Origin of the sequence: Streptomyces sp. NPDC006879 (assembly GCF_042869595.1) — a bacterium.
In the GTDB taxonomy this organism is placed as follows: Bacteria; Actinomycetota; Actinomycetes; order Streptomycetales; family Streptomycetaceae; genus Streptomyces.
This window is the reverse complement of the sequence record NZ_JBIAGC010000068.1, coordinates 1-13862: the sequence shown is the minus strand read 5'-3', so window position 1 is coordinate 13862 and position 13862 is coordinate 1. Positions and strand designations below refer to the sequence as shown.

14 protein-coding genes are annotated in these 13862 nt (G+C 69.0%); 11 read left to right on the top strand and 3 right to left on the bottom strand.

The genetic code is table 11. The annotated features are described in order from the left end of the window. Positions 1 to 355: 355 nt before the first annotated feature. The 6 genes from ACFYMC_RS28575 to ACFYMC_RS28550 all read left to right on the top strand — a co-directional run bounded on the left by ACFYMC_RS28575 (position 356) and on the right by ACFYMC_RS28550 (position 5150). Positions 356 to 1144 (top strand): tyrosine-type recombinase/integrase, encoded by a 789-nt coding sequence (locus ACFYMC_RS28575; RefSeq protein ID WP_388530685.1) that lies wholly within the window; start codon positions 356 to 358, stop codon positions 1142 to 1144. Positions 1145 to 1450: 306 nt separating this feature from the next. After that, complete coding sequence (locus ACFYMC_RS28570) at positions 1451 to 1732, top strand: type II toxin-antitoxin system Phd/YefM family antitoxin (RefSeq protein WP_037919441.1); 282 nt, start codon at positions 1451 to 1453, stop codon at positions 1730 to 1732. Further along, positions 1729 to 1983 (top strand): Txe/YoeB family addiction module toxin, encoded by a 255-nt coding sequence (locus tag ACFYMC_RS28565; RefSeq protein ID WP_388530682.1) that lies wholly within the window; start codon positions 1729 to 1731, stop codon positions 1981 to 1983. Before ACFYMC_RS28570 ends, ACFYMC_RS28565 begins: the two co-directional genes overlap by 4 nt. Positions 1984 to 2787: 804 nt before the next feature. Continuing rightward, positions 2788 to 3162: a PadR family transcriptional regulator gene (locus tag ACFYMC_RS28560; RefSeq protein ID WP_388530679.1), complete on the top strand. Its 375-nt coding sequence runs from the start codon at positions 2788 to 2790 to the stop codon at positions 3160 to 3162. Next, positions 3159 to 3755, top strand: coding sequence for an HAAS signaling domain-containing protein (locus tag ACFYMC_RS28555; RefSeq protein WP_388530677.1), 597 nt, complete (start codon positions 3159 to 3161; stop codon positions 3753 to 3755). Before ACFYMC_RS28560 ends, ACFYMC_RS28555 begins: the two co-directional genes overlap by 4 nt. Before the next feature lie 405 nt (positions 3756 to 4160). Continuing rightward, positions 4161 to 5150 carry an alpha/beta hydrolase gene (locus ACFYMC_RS28550; protein WP_388530674.1) on the top strand — a complete coding sequence of 330 codons (990 nt, stop codon included), beginning with the start codon at positions 4161 to 4163 and terminating at the stop codon, positions 5148 to 5150. A gap of 93 nt (positions 5151 to 5243) precedes the next feature. Here ACFYMC_RS28550 and ACFYMC_RS28545 read toward each other — a convergent pair whose 3' ends face one another. Both ACFYMC_RS28545 and ACFYMC_RS28540 read right to left on the bottom strand, forming a co-directional pair. Beyond that, a complete protein-coding gene (locus tag ACFYMC_RS28545; protein ID WP_388530671.1) occupies positions 5244 to 6074 on the bottom strand; it encodes an isocitrate lyase/phosphoenolpyruvate mutase family protein in 831 nt (276 codons plus the stop codon). Positions 6075 to 6123: 49 nt separating this feature from the next. Continuing rightward, positions 6124 to 7254: a pyridoxal-phosphate dependent enzyme gene (locus tag ACFYMC_RS28540; protein WP_388530668.1), complete on the bottom strand. Its 1131-nt coding sequence runs from the start codon at positions 7252 to 7254 to the stop codon at positions 6124 to 6126. Positions 7255 to 7582: 328 nt separating this feature from the next. On the opposite strand from ACFYMC_RS28540, the gene ACFYMC_RS28535 reads away from it, so the two are divergent. Both ACFYMC_RS28535 and ACFYMC_RS28530 read left to right on the top strand, forming a co-directional pair. Beyond that, positions 7583 to 9145 (top strand): S8 family serine peptidase, encoded by a 1563-nt coding sequence (locus ACFYMC_RS28535; RefSeq protein WP_388530666.1) that lies wholly within the window; start codon positions 7583 to 7585, stop codon positions 9143 to 9145. Positions 9146 to 9417: 272 nt separating this feature from the next. After that, a complete protein-coding gene (locus tag ACFYMC_RS28530; RefSeq protein ID WP_388530663.1) occupies positions 9418 to 10332 on the top strand; it encodes a septum formation family protein in 915 nt (304 codons plus the stop codon). A gap of 31 nt (positions 10333 to 10363) precedes the next feature. Here the strand turns inward: ACFYMC_RS28530 and ACFYMC_RS28525 are convergent, their stop codons facing one another. Further along, positions 10364 to 11701, bottom strand: a complete 1338-nt coding sequence (locus ACFYMC_RS28525) for a glycoside hydrolase family 18 protein (protein WP_388530660.1) — start codon at positions 11699 to 11701, stop codon at positions 10364 to 10366. A 227-nt stretch (positions 11702 to 11928) separates the two neighbouring features. Here ACFYMC_RS28525 and ACFYMC_RS28520 point away from each other — a divergent pair, with 227 nt between their 5' ends. The 3 genes from ACFYMC_RS28520 to ACFYMC_RS28510 all read left to right on the top strand — a co-directional run bounded on the left by ACFYMC_RS28520 (position 11929) and on the right by ACFYMC_RS28510 (position 13798). After that, positions 11929 to 12681 carry a GntR family transcriptional regulator gene (locus ACFYMC_RS28520; RefSeq protein WP_388530658.1) on the top strand — a complete coding sequence of 251 codons (753 nt, stop codon included), beginning with the start codon at positions 11929 to 11931 and terminating at the stop codon, positions 12679 to 12681. A 181-nt stretch (positions 12682 to 12862) separates the two neighbouring features. Continuing rightward, positions 12863 to 13048 (top strand): SPOR domain-containing protein, encoded by a 186-nt coding sequence (locus ACFYMC_RS28515; protein WP_388530655.1) that lies wholly within the window; start codon positions 12863 to 12865, stop codon positions 13046 to 13048. 375 nt (positions 13049 to 13423) lie between these two features. Next, positions 13424 to 13798: a (deoxy)nucleoside triphosphate pyrophosphohydrolase gene (locus ACFYMC_RS28510; RefSeq protein WP_388530653.1), complete on the top strand. Its 375-nt coding sequence runs from the start codon at positions 13424 to 13426 to the stop codon at positions 13796 to 13798. The last annotated feature ends 64 nt before the right edge of the window (positions 13799 to 13862 follow it).

Below are 13862 nucleotides of genomic sequence, written 5' to 3'. Positions count from 1 at the left end.
CCACCCCCCAGGTCATGCCATCGACAGGGGGACACAGCCATGCCGGGCCCAGAGGCCAGCGGCCCCATTGCGGAACCGCAGAAAACATAACGGGGATGCTGGGTCCGCATTCGCCGGAAAGAGGGGATTGGTGATGGACGTCTCGCTCGGTCGCGAGGTGGCGGTACACGGTTTCGAGCACGGGTCATGCGGAGGATCGGGGCTTGGGCGGCGAGCGTGTTTCAGAGGTGCAAGAGGGATGTCCGGGATCGGAACTTTCCCTGTGATCGCCCGCGGTGTGGGCATGGGTGGACGGTGCGGTACCGGGAACCGGGCGGCAGGCGCGGGCGGCAGCGGGAGAGGTCGTTTGGTCGCCATGCTGGAGGCGGCCGTCGCTGACAAGCGCATCCCGGAGAATCCCGCCCGCGGCGTCCGGATATCCCGGGCGGCTCCGTGCGCGGTGGACGAGGACGAGATTCCCACGCTGGACGAGGTCGATCTGATTACGGCGCACATCGCCCCGCAGTACCGGCTCGCGGTCTACCTTCAATCGGGCACAGGCCAGCGCACCAGCGAGGTCCTCGCCTTCTCCGCCGAGTGCCGGCGGTCCGGCTTTGTCAGGATCCGATGGCAGGTCAGTGCCAAGGCTCACCGCGATGACTGCCACACGGTCTTCGTGCCGCTCAAGCACCGGACGGAGGGCGAGTGCCGGGACGTCCCGGCCGCCCCGTTCGTCGAGCAGGAGATCGACGCCCACCTGTCGCGGTGGGAGCCGGTTCCTGTGACCTTCCCTGGCCGGCGGGGCAAGCGACGCCGGCCGGAGGTCTTCTTTGCCCCGCGCCGGCGTGGCAAGGGCGCGATGCCCGCCGCCTCCACCTACGGCTACCACTTCAGGAAGGCGTGTGTGTCGGCCGGCCTGGTCGATGCGGACGGCAAGGCCAAGTACACGCCCGGCAGTCTCCGGCACTTCTTCGCCTCGATCGCGTTGGCGAACGGCGTACCGATCTGCGAGGTCTCGCGCTGGCTCGGCCGCAAGTCGATCAAGACCACCGTGGACATCTACGGTCATCTCGTTCCCGAGGCGTGGGATCGTTGCCGAGACATCATGCAGAACGCCATGCGCCCCGCGGCCGAGGGCGTGGAGGAGTCCGTCTCCGCCGCTTGACGTGCTGGATGAACGCCTACCGTGCTGGATCGGTGCTGGATGCGATCACTTGAAGGAACGTTTCCGCAGGTGGGAGCGCCGCCTTGAATATTCCGCTTCAACATGTGAGCGGATGAAACAACACCACGTCGCTGATGCGGCAAGCGTGCAGGTTAGACGGGGTCCACCTCTGGGGAGGTGGGCCCCTAGCCTTTCCCCGTGTTGGATGGGTGCTGGATCAGCTGAGCGACCATCAGTCATTTCCCCTCTCGGATGACACCAAGAGTGGTACGTTATTGAGTACCACTTGATGGGAGGGTTGAAGTCATGTCCATCACCGCGAGTGAAGCTCGCAAGGAACTGTTTCCGTTGATCAAAAAGGTCAACGAGAACCATGAGGCCATCGAGATCGTCTCCAAGCATGGCAACGCGGTGCTTGTCTCGGCCGAGGACTACACGGCGCTGCGCGAGGGCTCCTACCTGCTGCGCTCGCCAGCGAACGCCCGGCGGCTGCTCAAGGCGTACGAGAACGCCCTGTCGCACATCAACGTGTCGGAGCGTGAGCTGATCGATCCCGAGTCACCGGACGCAGGTGCGGGTGCCGCGTGAGGCTCGTCTTCGAGGATCAGGGCTGGGAGGACTACACGTCCTGGCTCAAGAACGACCGCAAGATGCTCGCCCGGATCAACAAGCTCATCGAAGATGTCAGGCGTGACCCCTTCACGGGCATCGGCAAGCCGGAGCCGCTGAAGTGTCACTTGCCTGGGGCCTGGTCACGACGGATCGACGACGAGCACCGCCTCGTCTATCTGGTGACGGACAAGGAGATCGCCGTCCTCGCTGCCCGGTATCGCTACTGATCATGAGTGTCCGGTGTGCTGGGACGTCTCTTCCATGCGGGGTGGTCGACATCCTTGACGCCCTAAACGAAGCGGCACAGCAGAATCTGATTGCTGTTTGATCGCAGGCTCATGTCGGTGGAGGCTCCGACATGGCTCAATATCAATGAGAAGCGCACGCCCATCATTGCACCGAGGTCGGCGTTCGAGAAGCTCGACTGATCTCGGAGATGGCAAAGGTGTGTCCGGTCGATGGTCTCGAAGTCGATTCTGACCTCATCCAGTGGCGCGTCGGTCTGACCGTTGTTCGCAGGAAGCCGAACCTCCCGCGCCTTTGGAGCAGTGTGCCGTCCGAGAGGACGGCCGGGTTGAGGGCCCTGGTGATCGCAGGGGTGAGGGGGCGTCCGGTGAGGACGTGGCGGATGACGTCGGGGAGGACGGGGCGCTCGTAGTAGTCCTCGGAGTGGGCCTGGACGGCCTCGGGGGAGCGGTCGGTGAGGAGGTGGAAGGGGAAACCGGAGCCGTCCGGGTCCTCGCTGCCGTCCGGGAAGGCGATGGCCGAGCCGGTGCGCCAGGCGGTGTCGCCGGTCTCCCGCCACGGGCAGGCGGTGATCCGTGGGGCGTTGATGCCCTCGTCGCGGAAGGCGGGCTCGTCCAGGAGCGGGCGCGGTACGGCGGGCGCGTCGTCGATGACGCCCGGCCGGACCTGCTCGTCGACCGTCCCGTGCGGAACGTGGACGCGGGGCGGGGGCTACTTGCCTGCCGGACGGTTGGATCCACCACCCCCGTTCCTTCTTGCTTGCTCCACCAGGTATCTTGCATCGCATGGAACCAGGTGATTCGACCAAGCAGGCTCGGGTAGCCACCCAACTGCGCAAGGGGGTCCTGGAGTACTGCATCCTCGCCCTGATGCGGGACCGCCCCCGCTACGGGGTGGAACTCCTCCACGCGTTGGAGGACTCAGGTGCCCTCGCCACCAGCCAGGGCACGGTCTATCCGCTGCTCTCCCGGCTCCGCCGCGACGACCTGGTCACCACCACCTGGCAGGAGTCCGTCTCCGGGCCACCTCGCCGCTACTACGCGCTCACTGACAGCGGCCGGGCCGCGCTCGACGAGTTCACCCGTGTCTGGCCCGGCTTCCGTGACACCGTCGACGCCTTCCTGACTACCTCGCACCCCGCCACCGGAGACCTCGTATGAAGACCTCTGCCGACCCCGTACGCGACTACCTCTTCGCCGTCGAGCGCGAGGCCTCCGCGCTCCCAGCCGACCGGCGCCAGGAACTCCTCGCCGACCTCGCCGAACACATCGACGTGACGCGCGCCGAGCGCCCCGACCTCGCGATCGGCGAGGTCCTGGCGGAACTCGGGGACCCCCGCACGATCGCGGAGACGGCGTTGGTCGAGGCAGCGAGGGGGGCCGCCGGCGCGCCGGTCCGAAGGGGTATGGGTGCGCCCGCCCGGCGTGGCAAGGTGCACCCCCTGGTCCCGCTGCTGCTGCTCACCCTTTCGCTGCCGTTCATCATGGTCTTCCCCGACCTGCCCGGCCCGGCGTTCGGCGTCCTGTCCCGCATCACCGGCGCGGTGCTCCTGTGCACCTCGGTGCACTGGACCGCCGTCCAGAAGACCGCCGGGGTGCTGCTCTGTGTCGTGCTGCCGACCGTTGTCTTCGCCACCGCGAACCTGTCCGGCGGCGGTCCCTCTTCCGGTGCCCCGACCTTCCTGGCCAACCTGGCTGTGCTCTTCCTGATAGCCGGCACGGCGGCATGGCTCTGGCGGGTCCGTCGCGTCTGAACGTGACTGCTGGGGCGTTCATGTCGGCAGTAGGAAGGTGAGCGGCTCGCACGGCCGGACCGGTGGATGTTCGCCCCGTCGATTCCGGGTGAGCGTCAACCGATGTCGGGTTTTCTGCATCAGTGAGAGGAGAGGGGCCCCTCAGTCCGTTATGTCACGTGGAATCCCTACCCGCGGGCAGTGAGAGTTCGGAGCGAATCCGTGCGGCAGTACCCGCAGCCACCGAGCGGTCGGAGTCCTTGGACCCGTGCACAGCAGTCCCCTCCGTTCCCGCCGGAGCCGGTTGAAGGGTACGGAGCCGCTCCGGCGTACGGGCGGGGGCCGTCCCGAGAGGACGCTCGCCGGCGCCGGTGCCGGCGAGCGCGGCGGCGGGCCTGGGGCGGTGGGGCCCTGGCGCTGTTCCTGGTGGCCGGAGGTACGGCTGTTGCCTGGAAGTTGGACGCGTTCAACGACAACGGGGAGCCGATGTCCTTCGGGACTCCCCGGGCCGACTCCGGCAAGGGCGTCGCTGTCCCACAGCCCGTGGGCGGCGGGGTGCCTGAGGTCCAGATGCCGACCGGCCCGGCCGCCGAGTTCGTGCGGGCCAATCGGCTGGACGACGGAACCGAGATAGGCAGGGCCAGGGTTTCTGGTGCCAAATCCGGTTTCACGGGTGACGTGTGGGTGTGGGCGCCCAAGGAGTACAAGGACCCCCGGTACGCACGGAGCGGTTTTCCGGTGTTGATCGCGCTGCCCGGCGGCGAGGGGTACCCCGTCAACTACTGGATGGGCACCGACCTCAAACTGCAGAGCACCATCGCGGAACTTGCGGAGCAGGGAAGGAGTTTGCCGTTCGTCGTGGTGATGCCCGTGCTCAACCCCGACCAGAAGTACTACTACGACGGCAGCGACATCCCCGGCCAGCCCAAGATGGGCACCTGGATGACCGAGGACGTGCCGGATTTCGTCCGGCAGAACTTCCGTACCTTCACCTCGCGCGACGGCTGGGCCTTCATGGGGTCCTCCTCCGGTGGCTTCGTCGGCCTGAAATCGGTGCTGGAGAAGCCCGACCGGTTCAAGGCGGTGATCGCCTCCGGACCGGACACGCGGCCCGACTCCCCTTTGTGGAAGGGGCACCGGGCAGAGATGGAGGCCAACGATCCGGAGAGGCTCGCGCAACGCCTGATCAGCCGTGGAGGCCCGGAGGTGTACCTCAACTTCCAGATCGGCACCAAGGAGGGGGGCCGGGCGGCCCTGGAGCAGTTCGTGCAACGGTTCGGGAAGGGGCCGGTGCACACCACGTTGCGGGTGATCCAGGGGGGTGGCCACAACGGCAGGAGCTACGTGCAGGGCATGAGGGACGGTTCCCTGGAGTGGATCAGCAAGGTGCTCAAGGCTCCGGTGCCGACGCGCTGAGCTCCGCCGGCCGGGGGTCGTCCCGACTGGAGGGGTGTACGCCCGGGCCATGGCCCGGGCGGACGTCGGGCGGTGCCAGCCGGTGGATCGGGGTCAGCCCCCGAAGAGGGTGTTCAGGCTCCGGTAGCCGCCCGATGTGGTGAGCGTCGTGTAGGTGCCCTGCTCCAGTAGTTCCTTCGCGGCGTGGCGGGCCATGCTGTAGGCGTGCTCGGCCACGGCTGAGCCGAGGCTCACCCGTGCCACACCGACCGAAGCAAGCTCTGCGACGCTGGGGGAGCCCGGGCCGACGAGGATGTTCACCGGGGCGTCAATGCCCTTGACGAGCTCGGCGATCGTGAGCAGGTCCGAGGTCCCGGGGACGAAGATGCCGTCGGCGCCGGCTTCGAGGTAGGCGCGGGCGCGGGCGAAGGTCTCCTCCAGGCGTGCCGCCGGCTCGGTCAGGCCGCGCAGGTAGACGTCGGTGCGGACGTTGATGAACAGGGGGACGCCGCTTGAGTCGGCGGCTGCGCGGGCCGCCGACAGGCGCTGGGCGAATTCTGCCGGGGAACGGTCCCCGTCCTCGATGTTGATGCCGACCGCGCCCGCGGCGATCACCTTGGTGACGGTCTCGGCCACGGTGTCGGCGTCGGTGCCGAATCCGCCTTCCACGTCGGCGCTGACCGGGGTCCGTACCGCGGCTACGATGCGGCCCACCAGTTCCAGGGCCTGTTCGCGCTCCAGTACATCGCCGTCGGGTGCGCCAAGACTCCACGCCACTCCGGCGCTGGTGGTGGCCACCGCGGGGGCGCCGGACTCCTCGGCTATGCGGGCGGTGGCCACGTCCCACGCGTTGGCGAGGGCGAGGGGCTGGCCGGGGACGTGCAGGGCGCGGAAGGCGTGGGCGAGTTGCCGCTGGGTGTCAGTGGAAGGTTGGTGGGTCGTCATGGGAGCAGTCCATCAGACGTCCGCCAAGGGCGCTGGCGGATATGCGACATCACGCCAGCCCCGTCTTGGCTCCCGCCCCGCACAGCGGTAGCACCGCGGACCGGCCGTCCAGGGGGTCGTCGGGCGCGCCGGGGCCGACCGCCGCCCAGCAGGCGGCGGCTGTCGGTTCGACGAAGAGCCCGCGGGCGGCGAGGTCGAGTTGGGCGGCGGCGATGCGTTCCTCGGACACGGTCAGGAAGGTGCCGCCGCTTTCCCGGACGGAGGCCAGGATCTGTCGCGCCCGGGGTGGCCGGGTGATGGCGATGCCTTCGGCGAGCGTGGGTGCCGCCGCGGTTTCGCCGAGCAGTTCGCTCGCGTCGAGTCGATGGGCGTGGGCGAGCGGGGCGACGGCGGCGGACTGTACGGCGATCAGCGCGGGTGAGGTGTCGATGAGCCGGTGCGCGTGCAGTTCGGCGATGGCCAGTGCGGCGCCGAGGAGCAGGGTCCCGTTGCCGACGGGCAGGACCAGGGCTTGCGGGAGGCGGCCACCGAGGCTTTCCCAGATCTCGTAGAGGTAGGTCTTCGTGCCGTGCAGGAAGTAGGGGTTGAAGACGTGACTGGCATAGAAGGTGCCCGGGGTGTCCGCGGCCGTGCGGGCAGCCCGCGCGGTGGCCTCCCGGTCGCCGGGCACCACTTTCAGGGCTGCTCCGTGGGCACGGATCTGCTCGGTCTTCTTCGCGGTGACGGCTTCGGGTACGAAGATCTCGCACGGTAGGCCGGCCCGGGCGCAGTAGGCGGCGACTGCGGTTCCCGCGTTTCCGCTGCTGTCGGCGATGACCCGCTGCGGGCTCAGGCGGCGCGCGAGTTCGGCGAGCATCACGGCGCCGCGGTCCTTGAAGGACAGCGTGGGCATGAGGAAATCCAGTTTGGCCGAAATCCCCCGGATCATCGGCACGATGGGCGTGCCCCCTTCGCCGAGGCTGACCGCGGGGGTGGTGCCCTTGGCGGGCCGTAGCGGGAGTGCTGCGGCGTACCTCCAGAGCGAGGGGACCTGCGGGCCCGACCTCACGGCGCGGACGGACCCGGCGTTGAAGTCGAGGTCCCAGGGGCCGCGGCAGTGTGGGCAGCACCAGGGTGCGCTCTCCGCGGGGGCCCGGGTGCCGTCGACGGGGCAGCGGTATCCGGACAGGGGTTCCAGCATGGCGGACGCTCCTGTGTGGCCTTTGGTGTTGTTGTGTCAAAGCAGTTCCATGGCGCGGATGTTACGAGGTCTTTGCCCTCTTGCGGTTCCGGCGGGGCGTGGGTCAACCTTTCGAGGACGGCATGGCAGCGGGACGCCACGGACGTAGGGCGAAGGCTTGTCATGTACCCGTCTTTAGTTGTAGTCCCCGGCCCATGTCACGTCCCCGACAGGCCTGCGCGCATCCCCAACACCCACGCAGCTCACGCAGTCACGCACCGCACGGCACCACGCACCCCACGGCACGTGCACCACCCCCCCCACGCCGCCGATGAGGAGGACCCCCCATATGTCCGCCATGCGCCCATCCCGCCGGAAGACCGCCGGCCTCAGCGCGACCGCCGTCGTCGCACTCGTACTCGGCGCGGTCTCCGCGCTTCCGGCGTCCGCCGCCCCGGCCCTCGAAGGAGTGATCGAGAACGCCGGCGCTCCCGGGACGATCGCGAACAGTTACATCGTGACTCTCGACGAGGGCCGCGCGGATTCCGTGCAGGGCCGCTCCGTGGCCACCAAGTACGGCGCGAAGATCCGGCGTACGTACAAGGCCGCACTCAACGGCTACGCCGTCGAACTCTCCGAAGCCCAGGCGAAGAAGCTGGCGGCCGACCCCGCCGTCAAGTCCGTCAGTCAGAACCGCACCTTCACGGTCGACGGCACGCAGCCCAACCCGCCCTCCTGGGGTCTTGACCGCATCGACCAGCGGTCCCTCCCGCTGAACAGCAGTTACACCTACCCCGACAAGGCCGGCGAGGGCGTGAACATCTACGTCATCGACACCGGTGTGCGCATCTCCCACAACGACTTCGGCGGCCGTGCCTACAACGGCTATGACGCCGTCGACAACGACAACGTCGCCCAGGACGGCCACGGCCACGGCACCCACGTCGCGGCCACCACGGCCGGTTCCTCCTACGGGGTGGCCAAGAAGGCCCGGGTCTACGGCGTTCGCGTCCTGAACAACTCCGGTTCCGGGACGACCGCACAGGTGGTCGCCGGCATCGACTGGGTGACCCAGAACGCAGTCAAACCGGCCGTGGCGAACATGTCCCTCGGCGGGGGTGCCGACGCCACCCTCGATGCCGCCGTGCGCAACTCCATAGCCAGTGGGGTGACCTACGCGGTCGCGGCGGGCAACGAGTCGACCAACGCGAGCACCAAGTCGCCCGCCCGGGTCGCGGAAGCACTCACCGTGGGCGCCACCACCAGCTCGGACTCCAAGGCCAGTTACTCCAACTACGGCTCCATCCTGGACCTGTTCGCTCCTGGCTCGTCCATCACCTCGGCCTGGAACAGCAGCGACTCGGCCACGAACACGATCTCCGGCACCTCGATGGCGTCGCCGCACGTCGCCGGTGCCGCCGCCGTCTACCTCTCCCAGAACCCGTCGAGCACCCCGGCACAGGTGGGCACCGCCCTGGTCAACGCCGCCACCCCGAACGTGGTCGGCAGCCCCGGCAGCGGCTCGCCCAACCGGCTGCTCTACGTCGGCGGTGGCACCACCACCCCGCCAGGATCACGGTTCGAGAACACCACCGACTACGCGATCAACGACCACACGACCGTGGAGTCCCCGATCACCGTGAGCGGCGTCCCCGGCAACGCCCCGGCCACGCTGAGCGTTCCCGTGGACATCAAGCACACCTACATCGGTGACCTGAAGGTCGACCTGATCGCCCCTGACGGTTCGGTCTACAACCTGCACAACCGCAGCGGCGGCAGCTCCAACGACATCATCCGCACCTTCACGGTGAACGCCTCCTCCGAGACCGCCAACGGAGTCTGGAAGCTGCGCGTCGCCGACTACGCCAGTTGGGACACCGGAAAGATCGACTCCTGGGCCCTGCAGTTCTGATCCGCCAGGTCCTGATCCGGACCGATCCCGATCGACCTGAGGGCGGTCGCTCCGGCGATCGCCCTTCGGCGCTGCCCGCCCACCGCCTCCGGTGCGCGGGCAGCGCGCTCTCCGTGTTGTCGGCCGGTCTCGTCCACCGGCCCGTCCGTGCCCACTGACACCGCCGCGTCGTACGATTCGCTCGGCAGTTCGTACGACGAGGAGCAATGCTCACCTTGGACCCCCACACGCAGCCGCATCGAAACGGGCGACCTCGTCGCAGGCTCCTCGTCGTGGCCCTGGTTTCGTCGCTCGTGCTGGTTGCAGGGGTGGCGTACGGCGGGGAGGGGCTGGTCGCCGGTTTCCGCGGCGGCCTCCAGAACGCCGGGCTCAGCCGCAGCACCATGGACCTGGCCACCGGCACCTGCTTCGACGTACCGGGTGGGGACCTGCGGGCGGAGTTCTCACAGGTCGCCGTGGCGGGTTGCCAGGAGACCCACGACGGGGAGGTCTACGCGACCTACCGCGTCCCGCAGCGTTCTGGTGCCCGCTACCCCGGCGAGGAGGCGATGTGGCGGATCGCCGAGGAGCAGTGCACGCGGCTCCAGGACGGGTACACGATGGACACCTGGGCCGTGCCGCGCACGGTCAGCTCCTACTTCATGACTCCCTCCCAGCACAGCTGGGACCGTGGTGACCGGGCCATCGCCTGCGCCTTCGGGTCCACTGACGGGGCCCTGACCGAGTCCCTGCGCCGCGACGCCAGCAGCCTCAACGAACACCAGTTGGTCTACCTGCGGGCCGCCAACGCGACCTCGCAGGCCCTGGCCGGCGTTCCCACCACCAAGCTCGCCGAAGACCTGCCCAGCTACCGGGGTTGGGCGTTGCGCGTCAGCGCCGCCTTCGCCGAACACGCGCGTCTGCTCAAGGACCACCAGTGGCCCGCCTCCGCCCGGCGGAACGTGGCGGCCCGTCAGCGCCAGCTGGCCTCCGCGGTCCGGCTGTGGGACCGCGCTTCCAGGTCCTCCAGGGCAGAGGTGTTCTGGCAGAACTGGGGTGTGGCGGAACGGGCCAGCGACCTTCAGGTGCAGACCCGGGACGCCAAGGCCCGTGCGGCGCTCGGGCTGGACACCACCCCGCCGGTGCACGAGGAAACCGCCGAGCGGGACGCGCGCCTGGGCGCCGACCCCACGCCCGGAGCCCGTTGAGCGGGTTCCGGGCGTCGTTGAGCGGCGGCGGTCAGCGTCCGCGTAGGCCCCGGTCAACGGCCGTGATCAGTTCGCCGTCCGCGGTGTCCGCGTCCAGCGACCAGAACATGGCGCCACCCAAGCCGTGCCGCGCGACGTAGCGGGCCTTGGTCCGCAGCACCTGTGGGTCGTCGTACGTCCACAGGGTGGTGCCGTCGAACAGCCACGCGTGAGCGCCCTCGGTGTCCCGGTACAGGGTGTAGGCCCCCGATGCGGCGAGCGTGCGCAACACCTTGTAGTCCTCGTACCCTGCTGCCCAAGTGGCGGGCGCAGGGCCGGTGGCGGGCTGCCCGAGACCGTTGCCGCCGCCGCTGACGCCGGTCCAACCCTGCCCGTAGAAGGGCATGCCCACGATGAGCTTGCGGGCCGGCGCTCCCCGGCGCAGCCAGGACCGGACGGTGTTGTCGACGCTGAAGTCGCCGCGGGCGTGCAGGGCCGACTGCTGGGCGGTGGTCTTCTCGCCCGACACGTGGAAGTCGTAGCCCTGCAGCGTGACGAAGTCGAGGTCGCGCATGATCCGACGGACCTCGTACCCCGCGTCGATCTTCGCGGGGGCGGCCGGGACGAAGGCGCTGAGTTCGTAGCGGTGGTGCCGGGTGCGGCCGAAGGCGTCGAGCTGGGTGCGGAACTCCCTCACCAGCGCGGCGAAGTTCCGCTTGTCTTCCGGGCGGAACGCGGTGTCCGCCGCTGCGGCCGAGCCCGGCCACTCCCAGTCGAGGTCGATTCCGTCGAAGAGGCCGGCGGCGGCGCCGGGGCCACCGCGGGCGCCGTCCCGCGGGAGGTTGCCCCGGAGGTAGAGGTCGATGCAGCTTGAGACGAGCTTCCTGCGGGAGGTGGGGGTGAGGGCGGCGTCGGAGAAGTGCGTGGACCAGCTCCAGCCGCCGAGGGAGATGAGCACCTTCAGACCCGGGTGACGGGCTTTGAGTTCGCGCAGTTGGTTGAAGTTGCCGGCCAGGCGTTGGTCGGGGGTGTCGGCGACGCCGTCGACGGAGTCCGCTGCGTCCAGTGGGCGCACGTAGTCCGCCCAAGGGTCGGCTTCGCCGGGCACGTTGCCCGTGAAGCAGGTGCCCTGTTCGCTGATGTTCCCGAAGGCGTAGTTGAGGTGCGTGAGTTTGGCGGCGGTGCCGCTGGTGTCGAGGTCCTTGACCTGGAAGTCGCGTCCGTAGACCCCCCACTGGGTGAAGTAGCCCACGCGCCTGTACGAGCGGTCGTGGCCGGCATCGCGGGTTCCGGTAGGGGGTGCGGTCGCGGTGGCCGCGGGGGCGAGGGCGGTGAGCAGGGACAGGGTGCAGGCGGCGACGGCGAGCCTGCCGAGCATGCTGCGGCGCATGGGCTTCCTTTGCTGGGGCGCGGGGAGTGGTGCTCGTGGCCGTGCGGTGCATGCCGGAAGGTATTGGTCTGGACCATGAGGGTCAAGGGGTTCCCCTCCGGCTGGCGGGGTGCTGTGGTTTGAACGAGGCCCGTGCATCACATCGAGTGAATGTCTGGCCTTTGGTTGCGGCGATCAACCGTCGGTTGCCAGGCTGTTGCTGTCTGTCAACCTGATGGGAGTGGCCAGTGACTTTCGGTGAGCAGCCGGCTTATCTGCGCGTTGCGAGCGATCTTCGGCAGAAGATCGTCGACGGGTCGCTGCCGCCTCATGCCCGCCTTCCCTCGCAGGCCCGCATCCGCGCCGAGTACGGGGTGTCCGACACCGTGGCCTTGGAGGCTCGCAAGGTGTTGATGGCCGAAGGTCTGGTCGAAGGTCGCTCGGGCTCCGGTACTTACGTCCGGGAGCAGCCCGTGCCCCGCAAGGTCGCACGCTCCGGCTACCAGCCGGTGGGCGGGATGACCTCCTTCCGGCAGGAGCAGGCGGCCCTTGGTGCCCGTGGTTCCTGGGAGTCCAGTAGTGAGCAGACGCAGGCCACTGAGGACATCGCCGACCGCCTGGGGGTCGCGGAGGGGGACAAGGTGATGCGCACCCGGTACGTCTTCCGGGATGCGGGTGAGGCGATGATGCTCTCCACTTCGTGGGAGCCGCTCGCCCTGACCGGGCGCAGCCCGGTGATGCTCCCCGAGGAGGGGCCGCTCGGCGGTTGTGGAGTGGTCGACCGGATGGCGGCGATCGACCTCGTGGTGGACAACGTGGTGGAGGAGATCGGCGCAAGACCCGGGCTCGCGGAGGAGCTGTTTGCCCTGGGGGGAGTGCCCGGTCACGTGGTGCTGGTGATCGGCCGTACCTACTACGCCTCGGGGCGGGCCGTGGAGACCGCCGACCTGGTGGTGCCAGCTGACCGGTATCGGATTGCCTATCACCTTCCGGTCAAGTAGCCCCGGTTTGCGGGCCTGGGGGCGTGCGCCCGGCGCGTGGCCGGATGCGAACGCAACCAAAGTATCTCTTCGTGAAAACCCGTATCCGCTGTGTAAAGGTCGGGCGTACGCTCAGGCATATGCGTACTGCGGTTTCCTGTCCAGGCAAACAGGTGGGTCGGTCGACGGAGGGTAAGAGGCGATGAGCGATAGCGGTGCCGTGCTCCCGTGGCTGGTGATACGACAGGATGACAACGGCAACCGCTATCGGGTGGGCCAGTACGCCACCCGGGCCGAGGCCCAGAAGGTAGTCGACCGCCTTGAAGGGCGCGGCCACAAGCAGCTGTACTGGATCGAGCGGATCGGTCAGACCGCAAGCCACAACTGACCAGCCGTACGGGGCGCTCGCAGCAGGGGCCGAGAGCGCCCCCCCCGGCTGGGTGGCCGGCTCCTGTTGGCTCGGCGGGCTGCCACGGCGCTCCCCTTTGCGCCCGCCACCCCTCGCGCCGCTCTCCATCGGCTGGCGGCCGACGCTCCGCGCCGAACCGTGCCCGGCCGGCGCAAGGGGGGCGAGCCGCCGGGTGTGGTCCCTGTGGACGGGGTGGGCTGAGCCCTCCTCGGCGGGGCGCTGGTGGAAGTCAGGGTGTGCGGCAGTCTTTGGGGAACACTCCGCAGGGGGGGGCGACCTTCCGCCTTCGCGCGCACCGCATCTGACACCACGCGCTGATCCACCGGGGTCGCGGGGTTGCCTTAGGCTCCGCACATGAATGACCGAGCAGCCGCGTGGGCGACCGATCGAGTGGTGGTGGGCGGCGCCCTGTGTCGTCGGGGGCTTGTGCTGGCCGCCCGGCGTAGCGCGCCCCCGGAGCACGCGGGCCGTTGGGAACTGCCGGGCGGCAAGGTGGAGCTTGGAGAGACTCCCCGCGAAGCGCTGGTGCGGGAGCTGCGCGAGGAGCTCGGCGTCGAGGTCGAGCCGTTGGAGCGCGTCCCCGGTCAATGGCCTTTGCGGCCTGGGTTGGTGCTCCAGGTCTGGACGGCCCGATTGGCGGCGGGTGAGCCGCGCCCCCTGGAGGATCATGACGCGCTTCGCTGGCTCGGCCCGGACGAACTAGTACTCCAGCAGCACTTCGTGGCTTGACCTGGGGAAACGTCGAGCGGGTGGGAGTGTAGCGGGCAGGAGTCGGTCACGGACGGCTTCTGCC

Bases quoted from the DNA above. Each gene is read 5' to 3' on its own strand.
- ACFYMC_RS28575 (WP_388530685.1), top strand. From the start codon at position 356: ATGCTGGAGGCGGCCGTCGCTGACAAGCGCATCCCGGAGAATCCCGCC.
- ACFYMC_RS28570 (WP_037919441.1), top strand. From the start codon at position 1,451: ATGTCCATCACCGCGAGTGAAGCTCGCAAGGAACTGTTTCCGTTGATC.
- ACFYMC_RS28560 (WP_388530679.1), top strand. From the start codon at position 2,788: ATGGAACCAGGTGATTCGACCAAGCAGGCTCGGGTAGCCACCCAACTG.
- ACFYMC_RS28555 (WP_388530677.1), top strand. From the start codon at position 3,159: ATGAAGACCTCTGCCGACCCCGTACGCGACTACCTCTTCGCCGTCGAG.
- ACFYMC_RS28545 (WP_388530671.1), bottom strand. From the start codon at position 6,074: ATGACGACCCACCAACCTTCCACTGACACCCAGCGGCAACTCGCCCAC.
- ACFYMC_RS28540 (WP_388530668.1), bottom strand. From the start codon at position 7,254: ATGCTGGAACCCCTGTCCGGATACCGCTGCCCCGTCGACGGCACCCGG.
- ACFYMC_RS28535 (WP_388530666.1), top strand. From the start codon at position 7,583: ATGTCCGCCATGCGCCCATCCCGCCGGAAGACCGCCGGCCTCAGCGCG.
- ACFYMC_RS28525 (WP_388530660.1), bottom strand. From the start codon at position 11,701: ATGCGCCGCAGCATGCTCGGCAGGCTCGCCGTCGCCGCCTGCACCCTG.
- ACFYMC_RS28515 (WP_388530655.1), top strand. From the start codon at position 12,863: ATGAGCGATAGCGGTGCCGTGCTCCCGTGGCTGGTGATACGACAGGAT.
- ACFYMC_RS28510 (WP_388530653.1), top strand. From the start codon at position 13,424: ATGAATGACCGAGCAGCCGCGTGGGCGACCGATCGAGTGGTGGTGGGC.